Origin of the sequence: Thauera sp. WH-1 (assembly GCF_047806685.1) — a bacterium.
GTDB lineage: Bacteria > Pseudomonadota > Gammaproteobacteria > Burkholderiales > Rhodocyclaceae > Thauera.
This window is the reverse complement of the sequence record NZ_JBLQGP010000017.1, coordinates 42,767-62,379: the sequence shown is the minus strand read 5'-3', so window position 1 is coordinate 62,379 and position 19,613 is coordinate 42,767. Positions and strand designations below refer to the sequence as shown.

The 19,613-nt window shown below is 67.2% G+C and carries 14 protein-coding genes; 5 read left to right on the top strand and 9 right to left on the bottom strand.

Going from position 1 to position 19,613, the window contains the following annotated elements:
* Positions 1-17 precede the first annotated feature (17 nt).
* The 3 genes from pyrH to rpsB form a co-directional block, all read right to left on the bottom strand.
* Positions 18-734, bottom strand: coding sequence for a UMP kinase (pyrH, locus tag ACMV5O_RS15930; protein WP_416164406.1), 717 nt, complete (start codon positions 732-734; stop codon positions 18-20).
* 7 nt (positions 735-741) lie between these two features.
* The gene (tsf, locus tag ACMV5O_RS15925; protein WP_324538453.1) at positions 742-1,638 is read right to left on the bottom strand and encodes a translation elongation factor Ts; all 897 of its coding nucleotides are present in this window, start codon (positions 1,636-1,638) and stop codon (positions 742-744) included.
* A 132-nt stretch (positions 1,639-1,770) separates the two neighbouring features.
* Positions 1,771-2,526, bottom strand: coding sequence for a 30S ribosomal protein S2 (gene rpsB, locus ACMV5O_RS15920; protein WP_324538455.1), 756 nt, complete (start codon positions 2,524-2,526; stop codon positions 1,771-1,773).
* A 325-nt stretch (positions 2,527-2,851) separates the two neighbouring features.
* Between rpsB and map the strand changes: the two genes are divergently transcribed.
* Positions 2,852-3,682: a type I methionyl aminopeptidase gene (gene map, locus ACMV5O_RS15915; RefSeq protein ID WP_416164378.1), complete on the top strand. Its 831-nt coding sequence runs from the start codon at positions 2,852-2,854 to the stop codon at positions 3,680-3,682.
* A gap of 14 nt (positions 3,683-3,696) precedes the next feature.
* Positions 3,697-6,273 carry a [protein-PII] uridylyltransferase gene (locus tag ACMV5O_RS15910; RefSeq protein ID WP_416164377.1) on the top strand — a complete coding sequence of 859 codons (2,577 nt, stop codon included), beginning with the start codon at positions 3,697-3,699 and terminating at the stop codon, positions 6,271-6,273.
* A 30-nt stretch (positions 6,274-6,303) separates the two neighbouring features.
* On the opposite strand, the gene ACMV5O_RS15905 is transcribed toward ACMV5O_RS15910, so the two are convergent.
* Together ACMV5O_RS15905 and ACMV5O_RS15900 are read right to left on the bottom strand one after the other, a co-directional pair.
* Complete coding sequence (locus ACMV5O_RS15905) at positions 6,304-6,810, bottom strand: TIGR00645 family protein (RefSeq protein ID WP_416164376.1); 507 nt, start codon at positions 6,808-6,810, stop codon at positions 6,304-6,306.
* 36 nt (positions 6,811-6,846) lie between these two features.
* Positions 6,847-7,584: an S-methyl-5'-thioinosine phosphorylase gene (locus ACMV5O_RS15900; protein WP_416164375.1), complete on the bottom strand. Its 738-nt coding sequence runs from the start codon at positions 7,582-7,584 to the stop codon at positions 6,847-6,849.
* 124 nt (positions 7,585-7,708) lie between these two features.
* On the opposite strand from ACMV5O_RS15900, the gene typA reads away from it, so the two are divergent.
* Positions 7,709-9,526: a translational GTPase TypA gene (typA, locus tag ACMV5O_RS15895; RefSeq protein ID WP_416164374.1), complete on the top strand. Its 1,818-nt coding sequence runs from the start codon at positions 7,709-7,711 to the stop codon at positions 9,524-9,526.
* 195 nt (positions 9,527-9,721) lie between these two features.
* On the opposite strand, the gene galU is transcribed toward typA, so the two are convergent.
* From galU to smc, 4 genes are all read right to left on the bottom strand, one after another.
* Positions 9,722-10,627: a UTP--glucose-1-phosphate uridylyltransferase GalU gene (galU, locus tag ACMV5O_RS15890; RefSeq protein ID WP_416164373.1), complete on the bottom strand. Its 906-nt coding sequence runs from the start codon at positions 10,625-10,627 to the stop codon at positions 9,722-9,724.
* 89 nt (positions 10,628-10,716) lie between these two features.
* The gene (gene ligA, locus ACMV5O_RS15885; protein WP_416164372.1) at positions 10,717-12,777 is read right to left on the bottom strand and encodes an NAD-dependent DNA ligase LigA; all 2,061 of its coding nucleotides are present in this window, start codon (positions 12,775-12,777) and stop codon (positions 10,717-10,719) included.
* Entirely contained in the window at positions 12,777-13,859 is a 1,083-nt protein-coding gene (locus ACMV5O_RS15880; RefSeq protein ID WP_416164371.1) for a cell division protein ZipA C-terminal FtsZ-binding domain-containing protein, read from the bottom strand. The genes ligA and ACMV5O_RS15880 overlap by 1 nt, the downstream gene beginning before the upstream one ends.
* Positions 13,860-13,895: 36 nt before the next feature.
* Positions 13,896-17,504, bottom strand: coding sequence for a chromosome segregation protein SMC (smc, locus tag ACMV5O_RS15875; RefSeq protein WP_416164370.1), 3,609 nt, complete (start codon positions 17,502-17,504; stop codon positions 13,896-13,898).
* A gap of 66 nt (positions 17,505-17,570) precedes the next feature.
* Here smc and dapC point away from each other — a divergent pair, with 66 nt between their 5' ends.
* Positions 17,571-18,764 (top strand): succinyldiaminopimelate transaminase, encoded by a 1,194-nt coding sequence (gene dapC / locus ACMV5O_RS15870; protein WP_416164369.1) that lies wholly within the window; start codon positions 17,571-17,573, stop codon positions 18,762-18,764.
* 14 nt (positions 18,765-18,778) lie between these two features.
* A complete protein-coding gene (dapD, locus tag ACMV5O_RS15865) occupies positions 18,779-19,600 on the top strand; it encodes a 2,3,4,5-tetrahydropyridine-2,6-dicarboxylate N-succinyltransferase (RefSeq protein ID WP_416164368.1) in 822 nt (273 codons plus the stop codon).
* Positions 19,601-19,613: the final 13 nt, after the last annotated feature.

Here is a 19,613-nt window from a genome sequence, read left to right as displayed (position 1 = left end):
CGCGCATTCTCCAGTGTTCAGGAATGGACCAGCGTGCCTTCGTCCTCGCCCATCACCACGCGCTTGAGCGCGCCGGGCTTGAAGATCGAGAACACGTTGATCGGCAGTTTCTGGTCACGACACAGCGCAAACGCGGTGGAGTCGAGCACGGCCAGGTTGCGACCGATGGCTTCGTCGAAGCTGATGCGGTGATAACGCTGCGCGCTCGGATCCTTCTTCGGGTCGGCAGTATAGACGCCGTCCACCTTGGTCGCCTTGAGCACGATCTGCGCACCGATCTCGGAACCACGTAGCGCCGCCGCGGTGTCGGTGGTGAAGAACGGGTTGCCGGTACCGGCGGCGAAGATGACGACGCGCCCCTCTTCGAGGTGGCGGATCGCGCGACCACGGATGTAGGGCTCGACCACCTGATCGATGCGCAGTGCCGACTGCACGCGCGCCTGGACGTCCATGCGGCGCATCGCGTCGGCCAGCGCCATCGCGTTCATCACCGTGGCCAGCATGCCCATGTAGTCGGCGGTGGCGCGGTCCATGCCGGAAGCCGCGCCCTTCATGCCACGGAAGATGTTGCCGCCGCCGATCACCACACCCACCTGAACGCCGAGTCGGCTGACCTCGGCAATCTCGGACACGATGCGGGTCACCACGTCCTCGTTGATGCCATAGGCGTCGTCGCCCATCAGGGCTTCGCCGGAGAGCTTCAGCAGGATGCGCTTGTAGGCGGCGGTCACGATCTTCCCCTTACTTCTTGGCGGCAGCCGCAGCCTGTTCGGCCACTTCGGCAGCGAAGTCGGTGACCTTCTTCTCGATGCCCTCGCCAACGATGAACAGCACGAAGCTGGCCACCGACGCGCCCTTGGCCTTGAGCAGCTGCTCGATCGTCTGCTTGCCGTCCTCGGCCTTGACGAAGACCTGGCCGAGCAGGGTCACTTCCTTGAGGAACTTCTGCACCGTGCCTTCGGCGATCTTGTCGAGCATGGCGTCCGGCTTGCCGGCCTCGCGTGCCTTCTCGATGGCGATGCGACGCTCGGCGTCGATCAGTTCCTGGGCCACGCCGCTGGCGTCGAGCGACTTCGGCTTGGAGGCCGCGATGTGCATCGCCAGATCCTTGGCAAGCTGCTCGTCGCCGCCGACCAGATCGACCAGCACGCCGATCTTGGCACCGGCGTGCACGTAGCTCGCGACCTGACCCTTCGCCTCGATGCGGGCGAAACGGCGGATGCTCATGTTCTCGCCGATCTTGCCCACCAGTGCGGTGCGGATCGCCTCGACGCTCTGGCCGCCGATCTCGAGTGCGGACAGCGCGGCGACGTCGGCCGGGTTCTTCTGCGCGATGAGTTCGGCGAGCTGGGCGGCGAGGCCGATGAAGTCGTCGTTCTTGGCGACGAAGTCGGTTTCGCAGTTGAGCTCGACCATCGCGGCGAGCTTGCCGTCGGCCGACAGGAAGGTGCCGACGATGCCTTCCGCGGTGACGCGTGCGGCGGCCTTGGAGGCCTTGTTGCCGAGCTTGACGCGCAGGATCTCTTCGGCCTTGTCCATGTCGCCGGCCGCTTCGGTCAGCGCCTTCTTGCATTCCATCATCGGCGCGTCGGTCTTCTCGCGCAGTTCCTTGACCATGCTCGCGGTGATTTCCGCCATGCTAGCTCCTGAATGTTCCCGTTGGATGTTCGGTATCGGACCGCAGTCGCGGCACATGGTGCGCGACGCTGCGATCCGAGGATGTCTGTTGCAGAGTGCAAAAGGGGCCTCGCGGGCCCCGTATTCTGCGGATCAGGCCTGTTCCTGCGTGCCGTCTTCCTCGACCTCGACGAACTCGTCGCCGCCGGCATCGACGATTTCCTGCAACACCTGGCTGCGGCCCTGCAGCACGGCGTCGGCCACGCCACGGGCGTACAGGCGGATGGCGCGCGAGGAGTCATCGTTACCCGGGATCACATAGTCCACACCTTCGGGTGAGTGGTTGGTATCGACCACGGCGACGACCGGGATACCGAGCTTCTGCGCTTCGGTGATGGCGATCTTGTGGTAGCCGACATCGATCACGAACAGCGCATCGGGCAGGCCGCCCATGTCCTTGATGCCGCCGATCGACTTCTGCAGCTTGTCCAGTTCGCGGCGCACGGTCAGCGCTTCGCGCTTGGACAGGCGCTCGACCGAGCCGTCCTCCATCATCGCCTCGACTTCCTTCAAGCGCTTGATGGACTGCTTGACGGTCTTGAAGTTGGTCAGCATGCCGCCGAGCCAGCGCTCATCGACGTAGGGCATGCCGGCGCGCTGCGCTTCCTCGGCGATGATCTCGCGCGCCTGGCGCTTGGTGCTGACGAACATGATGTTGCCGCGGTTGGCGGCGAGCTTGCGCACGAAGTCGATGGCTTCGTTGTACTTCGCCATCGTCTTCTCGAGGTTGACGATGTGGATCTTGTTGCGCTGGCCGAAGATGTAGGGGGCCATGCGCGGATTCCAGAAGCGGGTCTGGTGGCCGAAGTGAACGCCGGCTTCCAGCATCTGACGCATTGTGACGGACATTTGGAACTCCAAACTGATCAAAGGGTTATACCTCCGCCCTGCAGATGCGCCCCGTTCCACCGACCTCCATCGCGGAGCGGGATCGAAGCACAACCACGCCACCCTGACGGCCGACACCCCCGAATTTCGAGGCTTGCGTCGACACCATCCCGGCGGACCCTTTACTGCAGGACGTGCGGATTTTGCCTGCCAAGACAGACAAGCCGGCGATATTAGCATGCGTCATCGTGCTTTCTCAAGGCTCGCAATGCGTCCAGGTTTGCCCGCCAGGGGCGCTTGCGATAGCCTTGAGGCCTTTCCCAGCCCCCGCGCCCAACAAAAGACAATGAGCATCATCATCAAGACCCCAGAAGAAATCGCACACATGCGCGTGGCCTGCCGCCTCGCTGCCGAAGTGCTCGACTACATCGAGCCCTTCGTCAAGCCCGGTGTGACCACGGCCGAGCTCGACCGCCTGTGCCATGACTACATGGTGAACGTGCAGCACACCGTGCCGGCACCGCTCAACTATGCCCCGCCGGGCTACTCGCCCTACCCGAAGTCGATCTGCACCTCGGTGAACCATCAGGTCTGCCATGGCGTGCCCGGCGACAAGGCACTGAAGAAGGGCGACATCGTCAATCTGGACATCACGGTGATCAAGGACGGCTTTCACGGCGACACCAGCCGCATGTTCCTGGTCGGCGGCGACTCGGCGGCGAGCATCATTGCCCGGCGCCTTACCCAGATCACCTACGAATGCATGTGGCTGGGCATCGCCGCGGTGAAGCCCGGCGGCCGCCTTGGCGACATCGGCGCAGTAATCCAGAAGCACGCCGAAGGCAACGGCTTCTCGGTGGTACGCGAGTTCTGCGGCCACGGCATCGGGCGCAAGTTCCACGAGGAGCCGCAGGTGCTGCACTACGGCAAGGCCGGCACCGGCCCCGAGCTCAAGCCCGGAATGATCTTCACCATCGAGCCCATGATCAACGCCGGCAAGGCCGCCATCTCGGAACTGCCCGACGGCTGGACCATCGTGACCAAGGACCGCAGCCTGTCCGCGCAATGGGAGCACACGGTCGTGGTCACCGACAGCGGTGTCGAGGTGCTGACCGTGTCCGCCAAGGCGCTGCCGCCGCCGGCGCTCGTCGCCGAGCGCCTCGCCACCACGCACTGAGCCCCCTGCGCGCCATGAACGACGTCCTCACCCAAGCGCTGCAGCCACTTGCTGCCGCAGCCCGCAAACGGCTGGGCGAAGGCATGGCGCGCCTGCGCGCCGACTACGAGGCGCGCCCGCAGACGGCAAACCTGCTCAAGGGACGCGCCGCCCTGGTCGACGAGGAAATCGGCCGCCTGTGGGCGGACTGCGGCATGCCGGCCGATGCGGCCGTGGTGGCCGTCGGTGGTTATGGGCGCGGCGAGCTGTATCCGGCCTCCGACGTCGACCTGCTGATACTGCTCCCTGCCGCGGCCGACGCGGCACTGCAGTCGCGGCTGTCCAGCCTGGTCGGCGCTCTGTGGGACATGGGCCTGGAGATCGGCCACGCGGTACGCACCGTCGACGAATGCCTGGCCGCTTCCAGCGACGACATCACCGTGCAGACAAGCCTGCTCGAGGCCCGCCTGCTGGCCGGCAACGCGGTACTTTTTGCCGAGCTCGCTGCGCGCTTTCGCGAGGCACTCGATGCCCGCAGCTTCTACAAGGCGAAGCTGCTCGAACAGGAGCAGCGCTACGCCCGCTTCAACGAGACGCCCTACGCCCTCGAGCCCAATTGCAAGGAAAGCCCCGGCGGCCTGCGCGACCTGCAGATGCTGGGCTGGATCGCGCGTGCCGCCGGGCTGGGGCGCAACTGGCGCGACCTCGCCCGCCGTCGCCTGATCACCGGCAGCGAAGCCGGCGAACTGCGCAACGTCGAGCGCTTCCTGCAGCACCTGCGCATCCGCCTGCATTACCTCACCGGGCGCTCCGAGGACCGCCTGCTGTTCGACCACCAGGAGAAGCTCGCGCGCATCCTCGGCATCGAGGCCAGCGCCACCCGGCGCGCCTCCGAGGTGCTGATGCAGCGCTACTACGTCACCGCCAAGATGGTGATGCAGCTCAACACGGTGCTGCTGCAGAACTACGGCAGCGTGATCTTCCCCGACCGCGGCGCGGCGATCATCGTCAACGCGCATTTCCAGGTCGTGCGGGAACTGCTCGACATCCGCCACGAGGACGTCTTCGAGCGCAGCCCCTCGACCCTGCTCGAGTGCTTCCTGCTGCTGCAGCAGCGCTCCGAGCTGAAGGGCATGACCGCCCGTACGCTGCGCGCGCTGTGGATCAACCGCAACCGGGTGAATGCCGCCTTTCGCGCCAATCCCGCGCATCGCGCGCTGTTCCTGCAGATCCTGCAGCAAAAGCGTGGCATCGTGCATAGCTTCAGGCGCATGAACGAATACGGCATCCTGTCGCGTTACATCCCGCCCTGGCGGCGCATCGTCGGCCAGATGCAGCATGACCTGTTCCACGTCTATACGGTGGACCAGCACATCCTCATGGTGCTGCGCAACATGCGCCGCTTCACGATGGGCGAGCACGCGCACGAGTACCCGCTGATGACGCGACTCATCATCAGCTTCGAGCGCCACTGGCTGCTTTACATCGCCGCCCTCTTCCACGATATCGCCAAGGGCCGGGGCGGCGACCACTCGCGCCTCGGCATGGCCGATGCACGCGAGTTCTGCCTGCAGCACGAGCTTGCCGCCGAAGATACGGCGCTGGTCGTCTGGCTGGTCGAGCACCACCTCACGATGTCGCGCGTGGCGCAGAAGGAAGACACTTCCGACCCGGAGGTGATCGCGCGCTTCGCCGCCACCGTCGGTGACGAACGCCGCCTGACCGCCCTCTACCTGCTCACCCACGCCGACGTGCGCGGCACCAGCCCCAAGGTCTGGAACGGCTGGAAGGGCAAGCTGCTGGAGGATCTGTTCTTCGCCACCCAGCGCCTGTTGCGCGGCGCTACGCCGCAGGAGGCGCTGGGCCTGGACGACCGCATGGAGGATGCGCGCCGTCTGCTCCGCTACCATGGCCTGCGGCCCGGCGTCGAGGACGCGCTGTGGGAGCAGCTCGATCCGGTGTACTTCATGCGTCATTCGGCCGAGGAGATCGCGTGGCATACGCGGGTCCTTTACTACCGCACCGAGTCGGCCGAGCCGATCGTCAAGGCACGCGTGGCCGAAGACGAGGATGGCGTGCAGGTGATGGTGTTCACCCGCGACCAGAAGGATCTGTTCGTGCGTCTGACCGGCTTCTTCGGGCGCATGGGCTTCACCATTCTCGACGCCAAGGTGCACACCACCCGCCACGGCTTCGCACTCGACAGCTTCATGCTGCAGGATCCCGGCCAGCAGGCCGCCTACCGCGACATCGTCAACCTGATCGAGCACGAGCTGAGCGCCCGCCTGCTGCAAGCGGGCGCGCCCGAGCGGCCCGCGCGCGGGCGCATGTCGCGCCAGGTCAAGCATTTCCCGATCAGCCCGCAGGTCAGTATTCGCGCCGACGAGGCCGGCCGCCATTACGTCCTGTCGCTGACCGCTGCCGATCGCCCCGGCCTGCTGTTCGATGTCGCCTCGGTGCTGGCGGCGCATGCCATCCGTCTGCACACGGCCAAGATCGCCACGCTGGGCGAGCGTGTCGAGGACACCTTCCTGCTCACCGGCCAGGTGCTGGCGCAGGACGCCCAGGTGCTGAAGATCGAACGCGAGTTGCTCGAAGCCCTGCAGGTCTGAAGCCCGCCCGCGCGGGCCGGATGAGTGCGCTCAGTGGCCCTTGCCGGCAAGCCTGTCCATGGCCGCGTAGAGCAGGCCCGAGAACAGGAAGGTGAGGTGGATGCCGACCATCCAGGCGAGGTGGCGATCGCTCAGGTTGGCGACGTTCATGAAGCCCTTGAGCAGTTCGATACCGGAGATCGCGACGATCGAGCCGAACAGCTTGATCTTGAGATCGGAGAAGCCGATGTGTCCCATCCAGTCGGGGCGGTCACGGTGGCTGTGCAGATCCTCCATCTTGGAGACGAAATTCTCATAGCCGCTGAACATGATGATGATCAGCAGATTCATGATCAGCGCGACATCCACGAGGGTGAGCACGCCGATGATGAGGTCGCCCCCGCTCGCACTACCCATGGTGGCGAACAGATGGATGATCTCCTTGCCGAACTTCACCAGCAGCAACACCATCGCCAGCACGAGGCCGAAGTACACCGGCGCCATCAGCCAGCGGCTGGTGAACAACACGTGCTCGAAGGCGGCTTCCAGACGTTTCATATTTTGCGCCTCAAACGATTTCCGGATCCAGGGTTGTCAGACCTTGCACAGGCATTCAAGCACCTTGCGCACGCGCGCCATCGATTGCTGCAGCACCAGTTCGATGTCGCCGAAGACAATGCCATCCGCGCTCGCGGCGCGGCCGGCGGCGTAATTGACGACGACGCTGATCGCCGCGTAGGGCAGATCGAGCTCGCGCGCGAGCGCCGCCTCGGGCATGCCGGTCATGCCGACCAGGTCGGCACCGTCGCGCTCGAAGCGGTCGATCTCCGCGGCGGTCTCCAGACGCGGCCCCTGCGAGGTCGCATACACGCCCCCATCGATGGCCACATCCCCGGTTGCGGCGATCGCGGCAAGTAGGCGGCGGCGCAGTTCCTCGTCGTAGGGGTGGGTGAAATCGATGTGCTTCACCGCGCTGTCGCCGCCGTCGAAGAAGGTGCTGCTGCGGCCCCAGGTGTAGTCGATGATCTGGTGCGGGACCACCAGCGTGCCCGGTGCGAGGTCGGCACGAATGCCGCCCACCGAGGCGACCGACACGATGCCGGTGACGCGCGCCTCCTTCAGCGCCCAGATGTTGGCGCGGTAATTCACGCGGTGCGGCGGAATGGTGTGGCCGAAGCCGTGGCGCGCCAAGAACACCACCGGCTCCTCGCACATGCGACCGAACACCAGGGCGCCCGAGGGCTCGCCGTAGGGCGTGCGCACCACCTCCCGGCGCAGGGTCTCCATGTTCGACAGCTGGGTGAGTCCACTACCACCGATGATCGCAAGCATTGCACCGGGCTCCGCGTTGAGGGCGCGCGATTCTAGCATGGACGCTGGCGCGACTCGAGAATTCCATGTTGCGGCGCCGCAGCCCGTGGTAGACTTCGTGCCCTTTCAAAGACTTCCCGCCTCCATGTCCCGCGCCATTCGCAACATCGCCATCATCGCCCACGTCGACCACGGTAAGACCACCCTCGTCGACCAACTGCTGCGTCAGTCCGGCACGTTCCGCGACAACCAGCAGGTCGCCGAACGGGTCATGGACTCGGGAGACATCGAAAAGGAACGTGGCATCACGATCCTGTCGAAGAACTGCGCCATCCAGTACGGCGACACCCACATCAACATCGTCGACACCCCGGGTCACGCCGACTTCGGCGGAGAGGTCGAGCGCGTGCTGTCGATGGTCGACAGCGTGTTGCTGCTGGTCGATGCGGTCGAGGGCCCGATGCCGCAGACCCGCTTCGTGACGCGCAAGGCGCTGGCGCTGGGGCTCAAGCCGATCGTCGTCATCAACAAGATCGATCGTCCGGGCGCCCGCCCCGACTGGGTCATCAACCACACCTTCGATCTCTTCGACAAGCTCGGCGCCACCGACGAGCAGCTCGACTTCCCGGTCATCTACGCCTCCGGCCTCAACGGCTTCGCAGTGGAAAACCTCGAGGACGAGCGCAGCGACATGCGTCCGCTGTTCGAAGCCATCCTCAAGCACGTCCCCGCCCCCGAAGTCGATGCCGACGGCCCGCTGCAGATGCAGGTCTGTTCGCTCGACTACTCGACCTACATGGGTCAGCTCGGGATCGGCCGCATCAAGCGCGGTCGCGTGCGTCCCAACCAGGAAGTCGTCGTGATGTACGGCGACGAGAGCCGCGGCAAGGGCAAGATCAGCCAGATCCTCACCTTCAAGGGCCTGGAGCGCTCGCCGGCCGAGGTCGCCGAAGCGGGCGACATCGTGCTGATCGCCGGCATCCAGCAGGTCAATATCGGCGTCACCCTGTGCGACCCCAACTGCCTCGAGGGCATGAAGCCAATCGCCGTCGACGAGCCGACGCTGACGATGAACTTCATGGTCAATACCTCGCCACTCGCCGGCCGCGAAGGCAAGTTCGTCACCAGCCGCCAGATCCGCGAGCGCCTGGAGAAGGAACTGCTCAAGAACGTCGCCCTGCGCGTGACCTACACCGGCGACTCGGATGTGTTCGAGGTGTCCGGCCGCGGCGAACTGCACCTCACCATCCTGCTCGAGAACATGCGTCGCGAAGGCTACGAACTCGCCGTCGGCCGGCCGCGCGTGGTGTACAAGGAAATCGACGGCGTCAAGTGCGAGCCCTACGAGCTGCTCACCGTCGACGTCGAGGAGGACCACCAGGGCGGCGTCATGGAAGAGCTCGGCCGTCGCCGCGGCGAACTCCAGGACATGCAGCCCGACGGCAAGGGCCGCGTGCGCCTCGAATACCGCATCCCGGCGCGCGGCCTGATCGGCTTCCAGGGCGAGTTCCTCACCATGACCCGTGGCACCGGGCTGGCCAGCCACGTGTTCGACGACTACGGCCCGATGGCCGGCCAGATGGCCGAGCGCCGCAACGGCGTGCTGATCTCGCAGAACGACGGTGACGCCGTGGCCTACGCGCTGTGGAACCTGCAGGATCGCGGCCGCATGTTCGTGAGCCCGGGCGACGCCCTCTACGAAGGCATGATCATCGGCATCCACACGCGTGACAACGACCTTGTGGTGAACCCGATCAAGGGCAAGCAGCTCACCAACGTCCGCGCCTCAGGTACCGACGAGGCGGTGCGCCTGATCCCGCCGATCGCGCTGACGCTGGAGTCGGCGATCGAGTTCATCGCCGACGACGAGCTGGTCGAGATCACCCCGAAGAGCATCCGTCTGCGCAAGCGCCACCTGAAGGAAACCGACCGCAAGCGCGCAGCCAAGGCCGACGCCGCCTGATCGTCCGCTCCGCACGCAGCGCCCGCCAGCCCTGCGTCGCCACAACATCGAGGCCCCGGCGGGGCCTCCTTTTTCAGCCGACCACATGCTGAGCGCAACGGCCGATGCTGGCAGCGCATCCATTCATCAGCAAGGCACCCGCCGCCACGGCCCCTGGAGAGCGGCGCCATGGGCGTGGATCCGCCCGCGAGGGCCTTACGCCTGCTTCCTCTTGCCCCCGCTCTCGGCGCCAAAGCGGCCACTCAGGTAGGCGGCAAAATCCGCCCCGGTCTCCGAGTGTCGCAGGCCGAACTCGATCGTCGCCTTCAGGTAGCCAAGCTTGGAGCCGCAGTCGTAGCGCACGCCATCGAACTGGAAGGCCAGCACCGCCTCTTCCTTCAGCAGCGAGGCGATCGCATCGGTGAGCTGGTACTCGCCGCCGGCGCCGGGCTTCAACGCCCGGATGTGATCGAAGATGCGCGGCGTCAGGATGTAGCGGCCGACCACGGCCTGGGTCGTCGGCGCGTCCTCGGGCTTGGGTTTTTCGACGATGCCGGTCATGCGCTGCACCTGGCCCTTGTCGGATTCGGTGCTGACGATGCCGTAGCTGCGGGTTTCCGCGCGCGGCACGTTCATGGTGCCCAGCACCGAGCAGCGGTGGTAGTTGTACACGTCCACCATCTGCTTCAAGACCGGCGTGCTGTCCTTGTTGTCGAGCAGGTCGTCCGCGAGGATCACTGCGAAGGCCTCGTCGCTGACCACATGGCTCGCGCACATCACCGCATGGCCCAGGCCGAGCGCTTCCGACTGGCGGATGTAGATGCAGTTGACGCCCTTTGGCACGGTCTTGCGCACGATCTCGAGCAGCTCTTTCTTGCCGCGCGCCTCGAGCTCGGTCTCGAGCTCGTAGGCCTTGTCGAAATGGTCCTCGATCGAGCGCTTGGTGCGCCCGGTGATGAAGATCATGTCGGTGATGCCGGCCGCCACCGCCTCCTCGACGGCATACTGGATCAGCGGCTTGTCTACGATCGGCAGCATTTCCTTCGGGCTCGCCTTGGTCGCAGGCAGGAAGCGCGTGCCCATGCCGGCAACGGGGAAAACGGCCTTGGTGACTTTTTTCATGTGACGCACACTCCGGGGTGTCAGGGGTAGTGAGGGAAAGTTGGGGGGAGCGGACCCGGTCGAACGGCCCGCCTCGCGGACAGCCGCCATCAGGCGGCCAGCAATGCTTGGAGGCCTGCCTCGTCGATGATGGGAACGCCGAGTTCCTCGGCCTTGGCGAGCTTGGAGCCGGCTTCCTCGCCCGCCACCACGTAGTTCGTCTTCTTCGACACCGAGCCCGCGACCTTGCCGCCCTGCGCCTCGATCAACGCCTTCGCCTCATCGCGGCTCAGGGTGGGCAGCGTGCCGGTGAGGACGAAGGTCTTCCCCGCCAACCGGCCGGCCGGGGCCACCGCTGGTGCGCCCTCCTCCCAGTGCACGCCGGCCGCGCGCAACTGTTCGATGACCTCGCGGTTATGCGGCTCGGCGAGGAACTCGGCGATCGAGCGCGCCACGATCGGGCCGACGTCCGGCACCTGCTGCAGCGCAAGCTCGTCCGCCGCCATGAGCGCATCGAGCGAGCCGAAATGGCGGGCGAGATCACGTGCCGTCGCCTCGCCGACGTTGCGGATCCCGAGTGCGAAGATGAAGCGCGCAAGCGTGGTCGAGCGGCTCTTCTCGATCGCGGCGAGCAGGTTCTGCGCCGACTTCTCGCCCATGCGCTCCAGATTGACCAGGGCCAGCACCCCGAGCCGGTAGAGGTCCACCGGCGTCTTGACGATGGCGGCGTCAACGAGCTGCTCGACCAGCTTGTCGCCCAGCCCCTCGATGTCCATCGCGCGACGGCTGGCAAAGTGCAGCAGGGCCTGCTTGCGCTGTGCCGGGCAGAACAGGCCACCGCTACAGCGCGCCACCACCTCGTCCTCGCCGCGCACCACATGCGAACCACACACCGGACACAGCGGGAAGCGCTCCAGCAGACGAAAGCGCGGCAGCTCGCCCGCGCGGCGCTCGAGCACCGGCCCCACCACCTCGGGAATCACGTCGCCGGCGCGGCGCACCACGACCCAGTCGCCGATGCGTACATCCTTGCGGTCGATCTCGTCCTGGTTGTGCAAGGTGGCATTGGTTACCGTCACGCCGCCGACGAACACCGGCTCGAGCCGCGCGACCGGGGTCAGTGCGCCGGTGCGTCCGACCTGCACCTCGATGTCGCGCAGCAGCGTCAGCGCCTCCTGCGCCGGGTACTTGTGCGCCACCGCCCAGCGTGGCTCGCGGGTGACGAAACCCAGGCGCTGCTGCAGCGCGAGCGTATTGACCTTGTACACCACGCCATCAATGTCGAAGGGCAGGCCGTCGCGCAGCGCCGCAATGCGGGCGTGAAAGCCCGCCAGCCCGGCAGCGCCCCGCACCACCGCGCGGTGCGCGCACACCGGCACCCCGAAGGCGGCGATCGCGTCGAGCACCTCGGCATGCGTGGCCGGCACGGTCCAGCCCTGGGTGTCGCCCAGGCCATAGGCAAAAAAGGACAGCGGCCGGCGGGCGGCGATGGCCGGGTCGAGCTGGCGGATGCTGCCGGCGGCGGCGTTGCGCGGGTTGACGAAGTTCTTCTCGCCCCGCTCGGCCTGGTGGCGGTTGAGGGTCTCGAAGTCGTCGCGGCGCATGTAGATCTCGCCGCGGATCTCGATCACCTCCGGCCCAGCGCCACGCAGGCGCAAGGGGATGGCCTTGACCGTGCGCACGTTGCTGGTGACGTCCTCGCCCGTCTCGCCGTCGCCCCGCGTCGCCGCTTGCACCAGCACGCCGCGCTCGTAGCGCAGGCTGATCGCGAGACCGTCGAACTTCAGCTCGGTCGCGTACTCGAGTTCGGGATCCTGCGCCCCCAGCCCGAGTTCGCGCCGCACACGGGCATCGAAGGCCGCCGCGCCGCTCGCCTCGGTATCGGTCTCGGTGCGGATCGACAGCATCGGTACGCGGTGGCGCACCGCTGGAAACTGGGCCAACGGCCGGCCCCCCACGCGCTGCGTCGGCGAGTCGGCGGTGCGCAGCTCGGGGTGTGCTGCCTCGATCGCCTGCAGCTCCCGAAACAGGCGGTCGTACTCCGCGTCCGGAACGGTGGGGGCGTCGAGCACGTAATAGGCATGGTCATGCGCAGCGAGCTCGTCGCGCAACTGCGCCGCCCGTGACGCGGCGGCCCTGCTCGCCGCGCCGGCTTGATCGAACAGGTCCATCACACCGCGAACAGTCGTTGCGCGAGCGGACCGCCCGCCGGAATGCCGTGCTCGGCCATGCGCGCCTGAAACTGCTCGATCTGGCTGCGGATGATGGTGGCCGCTTCGGTGCCGAAGGGTGCGCGGTTGTCGTCGACCACGTCGCCGCCGAGCTGCTCGGCCAGAGCGCCCGCGACGCGCATCAGGCGATCGAAGACCACGCTGCCGTTGGCGACGCGCGGCACGTCGATCACCAGCGTCAGGCCCTGGGTCACGAGCTGCTTCATGCCCTCCGGGGCAAACAAGCCCGGCTCGAGGTTGGAGAGGGTGAACAGGCTCGCACCCTGATCGTCCACCGCATGGAAGGACCCATCGCTACCGAGCTTGAGACCCTGGCGTTCGGCCAGCTGCTGGATCACGCGGCCGTCGAACTGGCCGTCACGCGCGACCACGTTGACGCCGATCTGCACATCTACGTCGGCGCAAAAGCGGTCGAGCTCGGTGGCATTGCGCAGGGTTTCCGCACGCAGCGGCAGACCGGGCGGCAACGCCATCACCGCGTCGGCGACGCGCTGCACCCCGCCGGTGAAGCGCATGAAGTCGGCCTCGCCGATCGAGCCCTGGCGATCGACCAGTTGCAGTGCGGCGCAGAACCAATGGCAGGCCCCCGCGCTATGAGGCCCCAGGGGCTGCCACAGGTTCTGGCTGTCGTTGAAGCCGAACCAGCGCACCGGCTTGCTCAAGCCTGCCAACTGCTCGTTCTGGGCCGCCCAGATCTGGTGCACGTCGAGCGGCTCGATGGCCTCGAGGCGGATCACGCAGTCCGCCCGCTCGTCGAGAAAATTCGGCACCTCGGGGGCGCTGCGCTTCACCGGCGCCTCGCTGAAGGGGCGCGGCTCGCTGCGGGCAATGCCCGGTTCGCGCCGCTCGGCGGCCGGCTCGCCGTCCGTGCGCGGTTCGAGCAGCACGTCGCGATGCTCGGACCTGAAGGCGCGCTCGGCCTGGCGGCGGTGCTTGCGCTCCTGCCATTTGTTGTAGCCGACGATCAGCACCACCGCGGCAAGGCCGGCACCAATCAGCGCGATCTGTAGTTCGCTGTCCATGTAGGTTCCCGAAAGACTCCGTGTTTCCCGTATGACTCAGGCTGCGGCCGGCTCGGCCAGACGCAGCGCCTCTTCGATATCGACTTCCACCACCCTTGAGACGCCCTGTTCTTGCATGGTGACCCCCACCAGCTGCTGCGCGAACTCCATCGTGATCTTGCTGTGACTGATGAAGATGAACTGCGTCTGCGATGACATGCGTTTGACCATGTTGGCGTAGCGCTCGGTGTTGGTATCGTCCAGCGGGGCGTCGACCTCGTCAAGCATGCAGAAGGGCGCCGGATTGAGCTGGAACATCGAGAAAACCAGCGCAATCGCGGTGAGCGCCTTCTCGCCACCGGACAGCAGATGGATCGAGGTGTTCTTCTTGCCCGGCGGCTGCGCCACGATCTGGATGCCCGCATCGAGGATCTCCTCGCCGGTCAGCACCAGCTCCGCCCGGCCCCCGCCGAAGAGCTGCGGGAACAGGGCGCCGAACTGGCGATTGACCGTATTGTAGGTCTCCTGCAACTGCTCGCGCGTTTCACGATCGATGCGCCTGATCGCGTCCTCGAGGGTCTCGATCGCCTGCAGCAAGTCCTCGGTCTGAGCGTCGAGATAGCCCTTGCGTTCCGACGCGATCCTGAGTTCGTCGACCGCGGCAAGGTTGACCGCGCCGAGCTCGGCGATCTCCCGTGCCAGCCGCGCCACCTCGCGCTGCAGGGTGCCCTCCCGCGGATCGGCCGCGAGCAGCGGCGCGAGCGCGTCCTCGTCGGCTGCCGCCTCGCGCAGGCGCTCCTCGAACTGGCCGACGGCCAGTTCCGCGGCCTGCACGGCCAGGCGCAGCTCGCCGACGCGGGCACGCACCGGCGCGGCCTCGTGCTCGGTGCGCAGGCGCATCTCCTCGGCCTGCTTGAGACTCGCGCTGGCGTTCTCGAGCCCATCGCGCCGGGCGGCGAGTGCGGCTTCACGGCTGGCACGCAGGCCGAGGGCGTGCTGCAGCGCATCGGCGCTGCGGCTGTCGTCGGTCGCGTCGAGCTCGACCAGGCGGGCCTCGCGCTCACTGACGATGCGCTCGAGCTGCTCGCCGGCGAGCTGTTGATTGCGGCCGATGTCGTCGAGCTTGCCGACGCACTCGCGCGCCGAGAACCTTGCCTCCTGCAACTCGCGGGCGGCGGCCTGCTCCAGCGCGCGGGCCTCGCGCAGCGCCTGCTCGCGCTCGCGCAACACCTCGGCCGCAGCGTCGAGTCGCTCGCGCTGCAGCTCGGCGAGCTCGGCCGCGCGTGCCTGCTCGAGCTCGGCCCGCGCCAGGTGCTCGCGCTCGCTGCCTTCGAGATGCACGAGATCGTCGAGGTCGCGCCCGAGCTGGCTGCGCCGCTCGTCGGCACGGCTGCGCGCCTGGCTCAGCTTGAGCATCTCGACCTGCTCGCCATGCACCCGCGCTTGGAGCGACTGGGTCTCGCGGCGCAGCGTCCCTGCCCGATCCTGCAGGCTGGCGGCCGCGGCCTCTGCGCCCAGCAGGGCATCATGGGCGCTGCGCGCCTCGTCCTCCAGCGCCTGCTGCTCGGCGGCCAGCTGGTCGATCTCGCGCTGGCGCTCGATCACCCCATGGGTACGGCTGTCGGGCGTGAAGTGGCTGAAGGCGTCACGGCTCAGGATCTGCCCGCGCCGGCCCACCAGCACCACACCGGGCGTCAGCTCGGCATGGCGCGCCAGCCAGTCCTCCAGGCGATCGACGCACCACGCACCGCGCAGAAAGGCCGCCACCAGAGGTTCCAGCCTTGCATCGGTCACGGCAACCCGATCGCGTAGCGGCGTGAGTCCGACCGGCGCCTGCGCCTGCGGCTCATCGCTGCCGCCCGCGGTGCCCAGCGCGATCGCCAGCGACTCGGGCGGCGCCTCGTCGAGGATCAGCCGCGCCGCGGCCTCGGCGGCCGCCGCGTCGGTTGCGATCAGGGCCGCGAGCCGCTCGCGCAGCACCGACTCGACCGCGGCATCCCATTCGGGCTCGACACGCACGCTCTTCCAGAGCGGCGCCAGCGCGGCCAGCCCCTGGCGCTTGAGCCAGTCGCCGAGCTTGCCCTGCGACTGCACGCGCGCCTGCAACTGCACCAGCGCATCGCGCCGGGCGCGCAGCTCGGTCAGGCGGCGCTGCACCGTGCGTTCATGGTCCAGCGCGGCCTTGAGCTGCGCCTGCACCTCGGGCAGTCGCGCCTGCGCTGCCGCGAGCTCGTGCTGCTGGGCGTCGAGCTCGTCCTGCAGCGTCTCGAGGCGTGCCTCGCGTTCGGCGATGTCGCGCTCCTCGGGACCGACGATGGCTGCGCGCTCGGCCTCGAGCCGTGCGCGGCGTTGCGCCAGCGCGTCGAGCGCGCGCGTCGCGCTAGCACGATTCGCCTCCTCGACCCGCAGCTGCTGCTCGGTTTGCGCCAGTTCGCGGCGTGCGGCGGCGACCGTCGTGTCTGCCGCCTGCCTGGCAGCATCGAGCTCGGGCACGCGCTCGCCAATCTCGCCGTGACGCGCCTCGGCGTGCTCGGCGCGCAAACCCGCGTTCTCGGCCAGCTCCTCCCAGCGCACGCGGTCCTGCATGAGCGCCTGCGCCCGCGACTGCCAGTGCTGATGCTCGAGCTCCAGTTGCCCAAGACGAGCCTCGAGTCGCTTGCGTGCTTCGCCGAGGTGCTGCAGCTCGGTCTCGAGGCGGGTGACTTCGGCGCTGACCGCGAAGAGGTCGCTCTGCGCGCCGTGTACGGCCTCGGAGGCCGCGAAATGCGCCTCGCGCGCGTTCTCGACCGCGGCCTCGAGTTCGTTCAGGCGGGCGCTGTCCGCCTCGATGCGCAGGCTGGCCTCGTTGAGCGCCGCGGCTACGCACTCGTATTCGGCACGGGCCTCGTTGCGCTTCACCAGCCACAGCAACTGCTGCTTCTGCACGTGTGCGGCATTGAGGGCCTGGTAGCGCGAGGCCACCTCGGCCTGGCCCTCGAGGTGGCTGATGCGTTCGCCCAGCTCCATGCGGATGTCGTCGAGCCGGGCGAGGTTGTCGCGCGCGTCGCGCAGCCGGCCCTCGGTTTCCTTGCGCCGTTCGCGATACTTGGTGACGCCTGCCGCCTCCTCCAGGAAGCCGCGGATCTCCTCGGGGCGGGCCTCGATGATGCGCGAGATCATGCCCTGCTCGATGATGGCGTAGGCGCGCGGGCCCAGACCGGTGCCGAGAAAGAGGTCGATGACATCCTTGCGCCGGACGTGGACGTTGTTGATGTAGTAAGTCGATTCGCCCGAGCGGTCGAGCACGCGCTTGACCGAGATCTCGGCATAGCGCGACCACTGCCCGGCGGCTTTGCCCTCGGCATTGTCGAAGACCAGCTCGACGCTGGCGCGCGAGACCGGCTTGCGCGTGGTCGAGCCGTTGAAGATGACGTCCTGCATGGACTCGCCGCGCAGCGCCGAGGCCCGGCTTTCGCCCAGCACCCAGCGCACCGCGTCGATGATGTTCGACTTGCCGCAACCATTGGGGCCGACCACGCCGACCAGATTGCCGGGTGTCTGCACGGTGGTCGGGTCGACGAAGGTCTTGAAACCGGCGAGTTTGAGCTTGGAAAGACGCACGTCGGGACGATACAGGGAGCGGGAGCGCCGCGACAGGCCTGTGCGGACGCCGGAAAGGCGCGCCATGATACCATCTTCGACCCAAGCCACTTCGCATCCCGGCGCCTGCGCGCCGCGGCAAACGGTATCAAAGTGAATCCGAACCTCACCCGCCTCCAGCCCTATCCCTTCGAGAAGCTGCGTGCCCTGTTCGCCGGCATCGAGGGCCCTGCCGGACTCAAGCCGATCCGCCTGTCGATCGGTGAGCCGCAGCACCCCACGCCCGGCTTCATCCGCCAGACACTGGCCGATAACCTCGGCGGGCTGGCGAGCTACCCGGCCACCCTTGGCACCGACGCCCTGCGCGGCGCCATCGGTCACTGGCTCGAGCGCCGCTACGGCCTGCCGAAGATCGACCCCGCGACCCAGGTGATCCCGGTGGCCGGTACGCGCGAGGCCTTGTTCGCCTTTGCCCAGTGCGTGGTCGATGGCACCCGGCCCGCGGCCAAGGTGCTGTGCCCGAACCCTTTCTATCAGATCTATGAGGGGGCGGCGCTGCTCGCCAATGCCGAGCCGGTCTTCATCAACAATCTGCCGGAGAACGGCTTCGGCTCCGACTTCAGTGCCATTGACGAGGCCACCTGGCGCGACGTGCAGCTGGTGTACGTGTGCTCGCCCGGCAATCCGACCGGACGCCTGCTCACGCTGGAAGAATGGAAGACGCTGTTCGAACTGTCCGATCGCCACGGTTTCGTGATCGCCGCGGACGAGTGCTACTCCGAGATCTACTTCGACGACGAGGCCAAGCCGATCGGCGGGCTCGAGGCGGCCTGGCGCCTGGGGCGTACCGATTTTCGCAACGTGGTGATGTTCTCCAGCCTGTCCAAACGTTCCAACGTGCCTGGCATGCGATCGGGTTTCGTCGCGGGCGACGCCCGCATCCTGAAGGACTTCCTGCTCTATCGCACCTACCAGGGCTGCGCGCTCAACCCCGCGGTGCAGGCGGCCTCGGTGGCAGCCTGGAACGACGAGGAGCACGTCGAGGAAAACCGCCGCCTGTACCGCGACAAGTTCGCGCGCATCACGCCGATGCTCGCGCCCTACCTGCCGGTGGCGCTGCCCGATGCAGGCTTCTACTACTGGGTTCGCACCCCGCTGCCCGACACCGAGTTCGCCCGCCGTCTGCAGGCTGAATATAATGTGACCGTCCTGCCCGGCAGCTATCTCGCACGCGAAGCACATGGCGTCAACCCTGGCGCCGGCTTCGTCAGAATCGCGCTGGTCGCCGACACCCACGAATGTGTCGAGGCGGCCGAGCGCATCATCGATTTCTGCAAAACCCTCTGAGAGAGAATCCCCCAATGCACGCTCTGCAACAGATCATCGACGACGCCTTCGAAAACCGTGCCAGCCTGTCGCCCGCCTCGGCCCCGGCCGAGATCCGCGACGCCGTGGAAGAGGTCATCGCCGGCCTGGATGCCGGCACCCTGCGCGTGGCCGAGAAGAAGGACGGCCAGTGGGTCGTCAACCAGTGGATCAAGAAGGCGGTACTGATTTCCTTCCGCCTGCGCGACAACGAAGTCGTCCAGGCCGGTGGCCTGAACTTCTACGACAAGGTCGCAACCAAGTTCGGCGACTACAGCCCCGAGCAGTTCCGCGAAGGCGGGTTCCGCGTGGTGCCGCCGGCCGTCGCGCGCAAGGGCAGCTTCATCGGCAAGAACGTCGTGCTGATGCCCTCCTACGTGAACATCGGCGCCTATGTTGACGAGGGCACGATGGTCGACACCTGGGCAACCGTCGGCTCGTGCGCGCAGATTGGCAAGAACGTGCACCTGTCGGGCGGCGTCGGCATCGGCGGGGTGCTCGAGCCGGTTCAGGCCGGCCCGGTCATCATCGAGGACAACGTCTTCGTCGGTGCCCGCTCCGAAGTCGTCGAGGGCGTGATCATCGAGGAAAATGCGGTGCTGTCGATGGGCGTGTACATCGGCATGAGCACCAAGATCTACGATCGCGAGACCGGAACGGTCAGCTACGGCCGTGTGCCCGCCGGTGCCGTCGTGGTACCGGGCAGCCTGCCCTCGGCCTGCGGCAAGTACAGCCTGTACTGCGCCGTGATCGTGAAGAAGGTCGATGCCCAGACGCGCGCCAAAACCGCGATCAACGACTTGTTGCGCGGCGCCTGACCCACACCGGGAG

Bases quoted from the DNA above. Each gene is read 5' to 3' on its own strand.
- tsf (WP_324538453.1), bottom strand. From the start codon at position 1,638: ATGGCGGAAATCACCGCGAGCATGGTCAAGGAACTGCGCGAGAAGACC.
- rpsB (WP_324538455.1), bottom strand. From the start codon at position 2,526: ATGTCCGTCACAATGCGTCAGATGCTGGAAGCCGGCGTTCACTTCGGC.
- map (WP_416164378.1), top strand. From the start codon at position 2,852: ATGAGCATCATCATCAAGACCCCAGAAGAAATCGCACACATGCGCGTG.
- ACMV5O_RS15910 (WP_416164377.1), top strand. From the start codon at position 3,697: ATGAACGACGTCCTCACCCAAGCGCTGCAGCCACTTGCTGCCGCAGCC.
- ACMV5O_RS15905 (WP_416164376.1), bottom strand. From the start codon at position 6,810: ATGAAACGTCTGGAAGCCGCCTTCGAGCACGTGTTGTTCACCAGCCGC.
- ACMV5O_RS15900 (WP_416164375.1), bottom strand. From the start codon at position 7,584: ATGCTTGCGATCATCGGTGGTAGTGGACTCACCCAGCTGTCGAACATG.
- typA (WP_416164374.1), top strand. From the start codon at position 7,709: ATGTCCCGCGCCATTCGCAACATCGCCATCATCGCCCACGTCGACCAC.
- galU (WP_416164373.1), bottom strand. From the start codon at position 10,627: ATGAAAAAAGTCACCAAGGCCGTTTTCCCCGTTGCCGGCATGGGCACG.
- ligA (WP_416164372.1), bottom strand. From the start codon at position 12,777: ATGGACCTGTTCGATCAAGCCGGCGCGGCGAGCAGGGCCGCCGCGTCA.
- ACMV5O_RS15880 (WP_416164371.1), bottom strand. From the start codon at position 13,859: ATGGACAGCGAACTACAGATCGCGCTGATTGGTGCCGGCCTTGCCGCG.
- smc (WP_416164370.1), bottom strand. From the start codon at position 17,504: ATGGCGCGCCTTTCCGGCGTCCGCACAGGCCTGTCGCGGCGCTCCCGC.
- dapD (WP_416164368.1), top strand. From the start codon at position 18,779: ATGCACGCTCTGCAACAGATCATCGACGACGCCTTCGAAAACCGTGCC.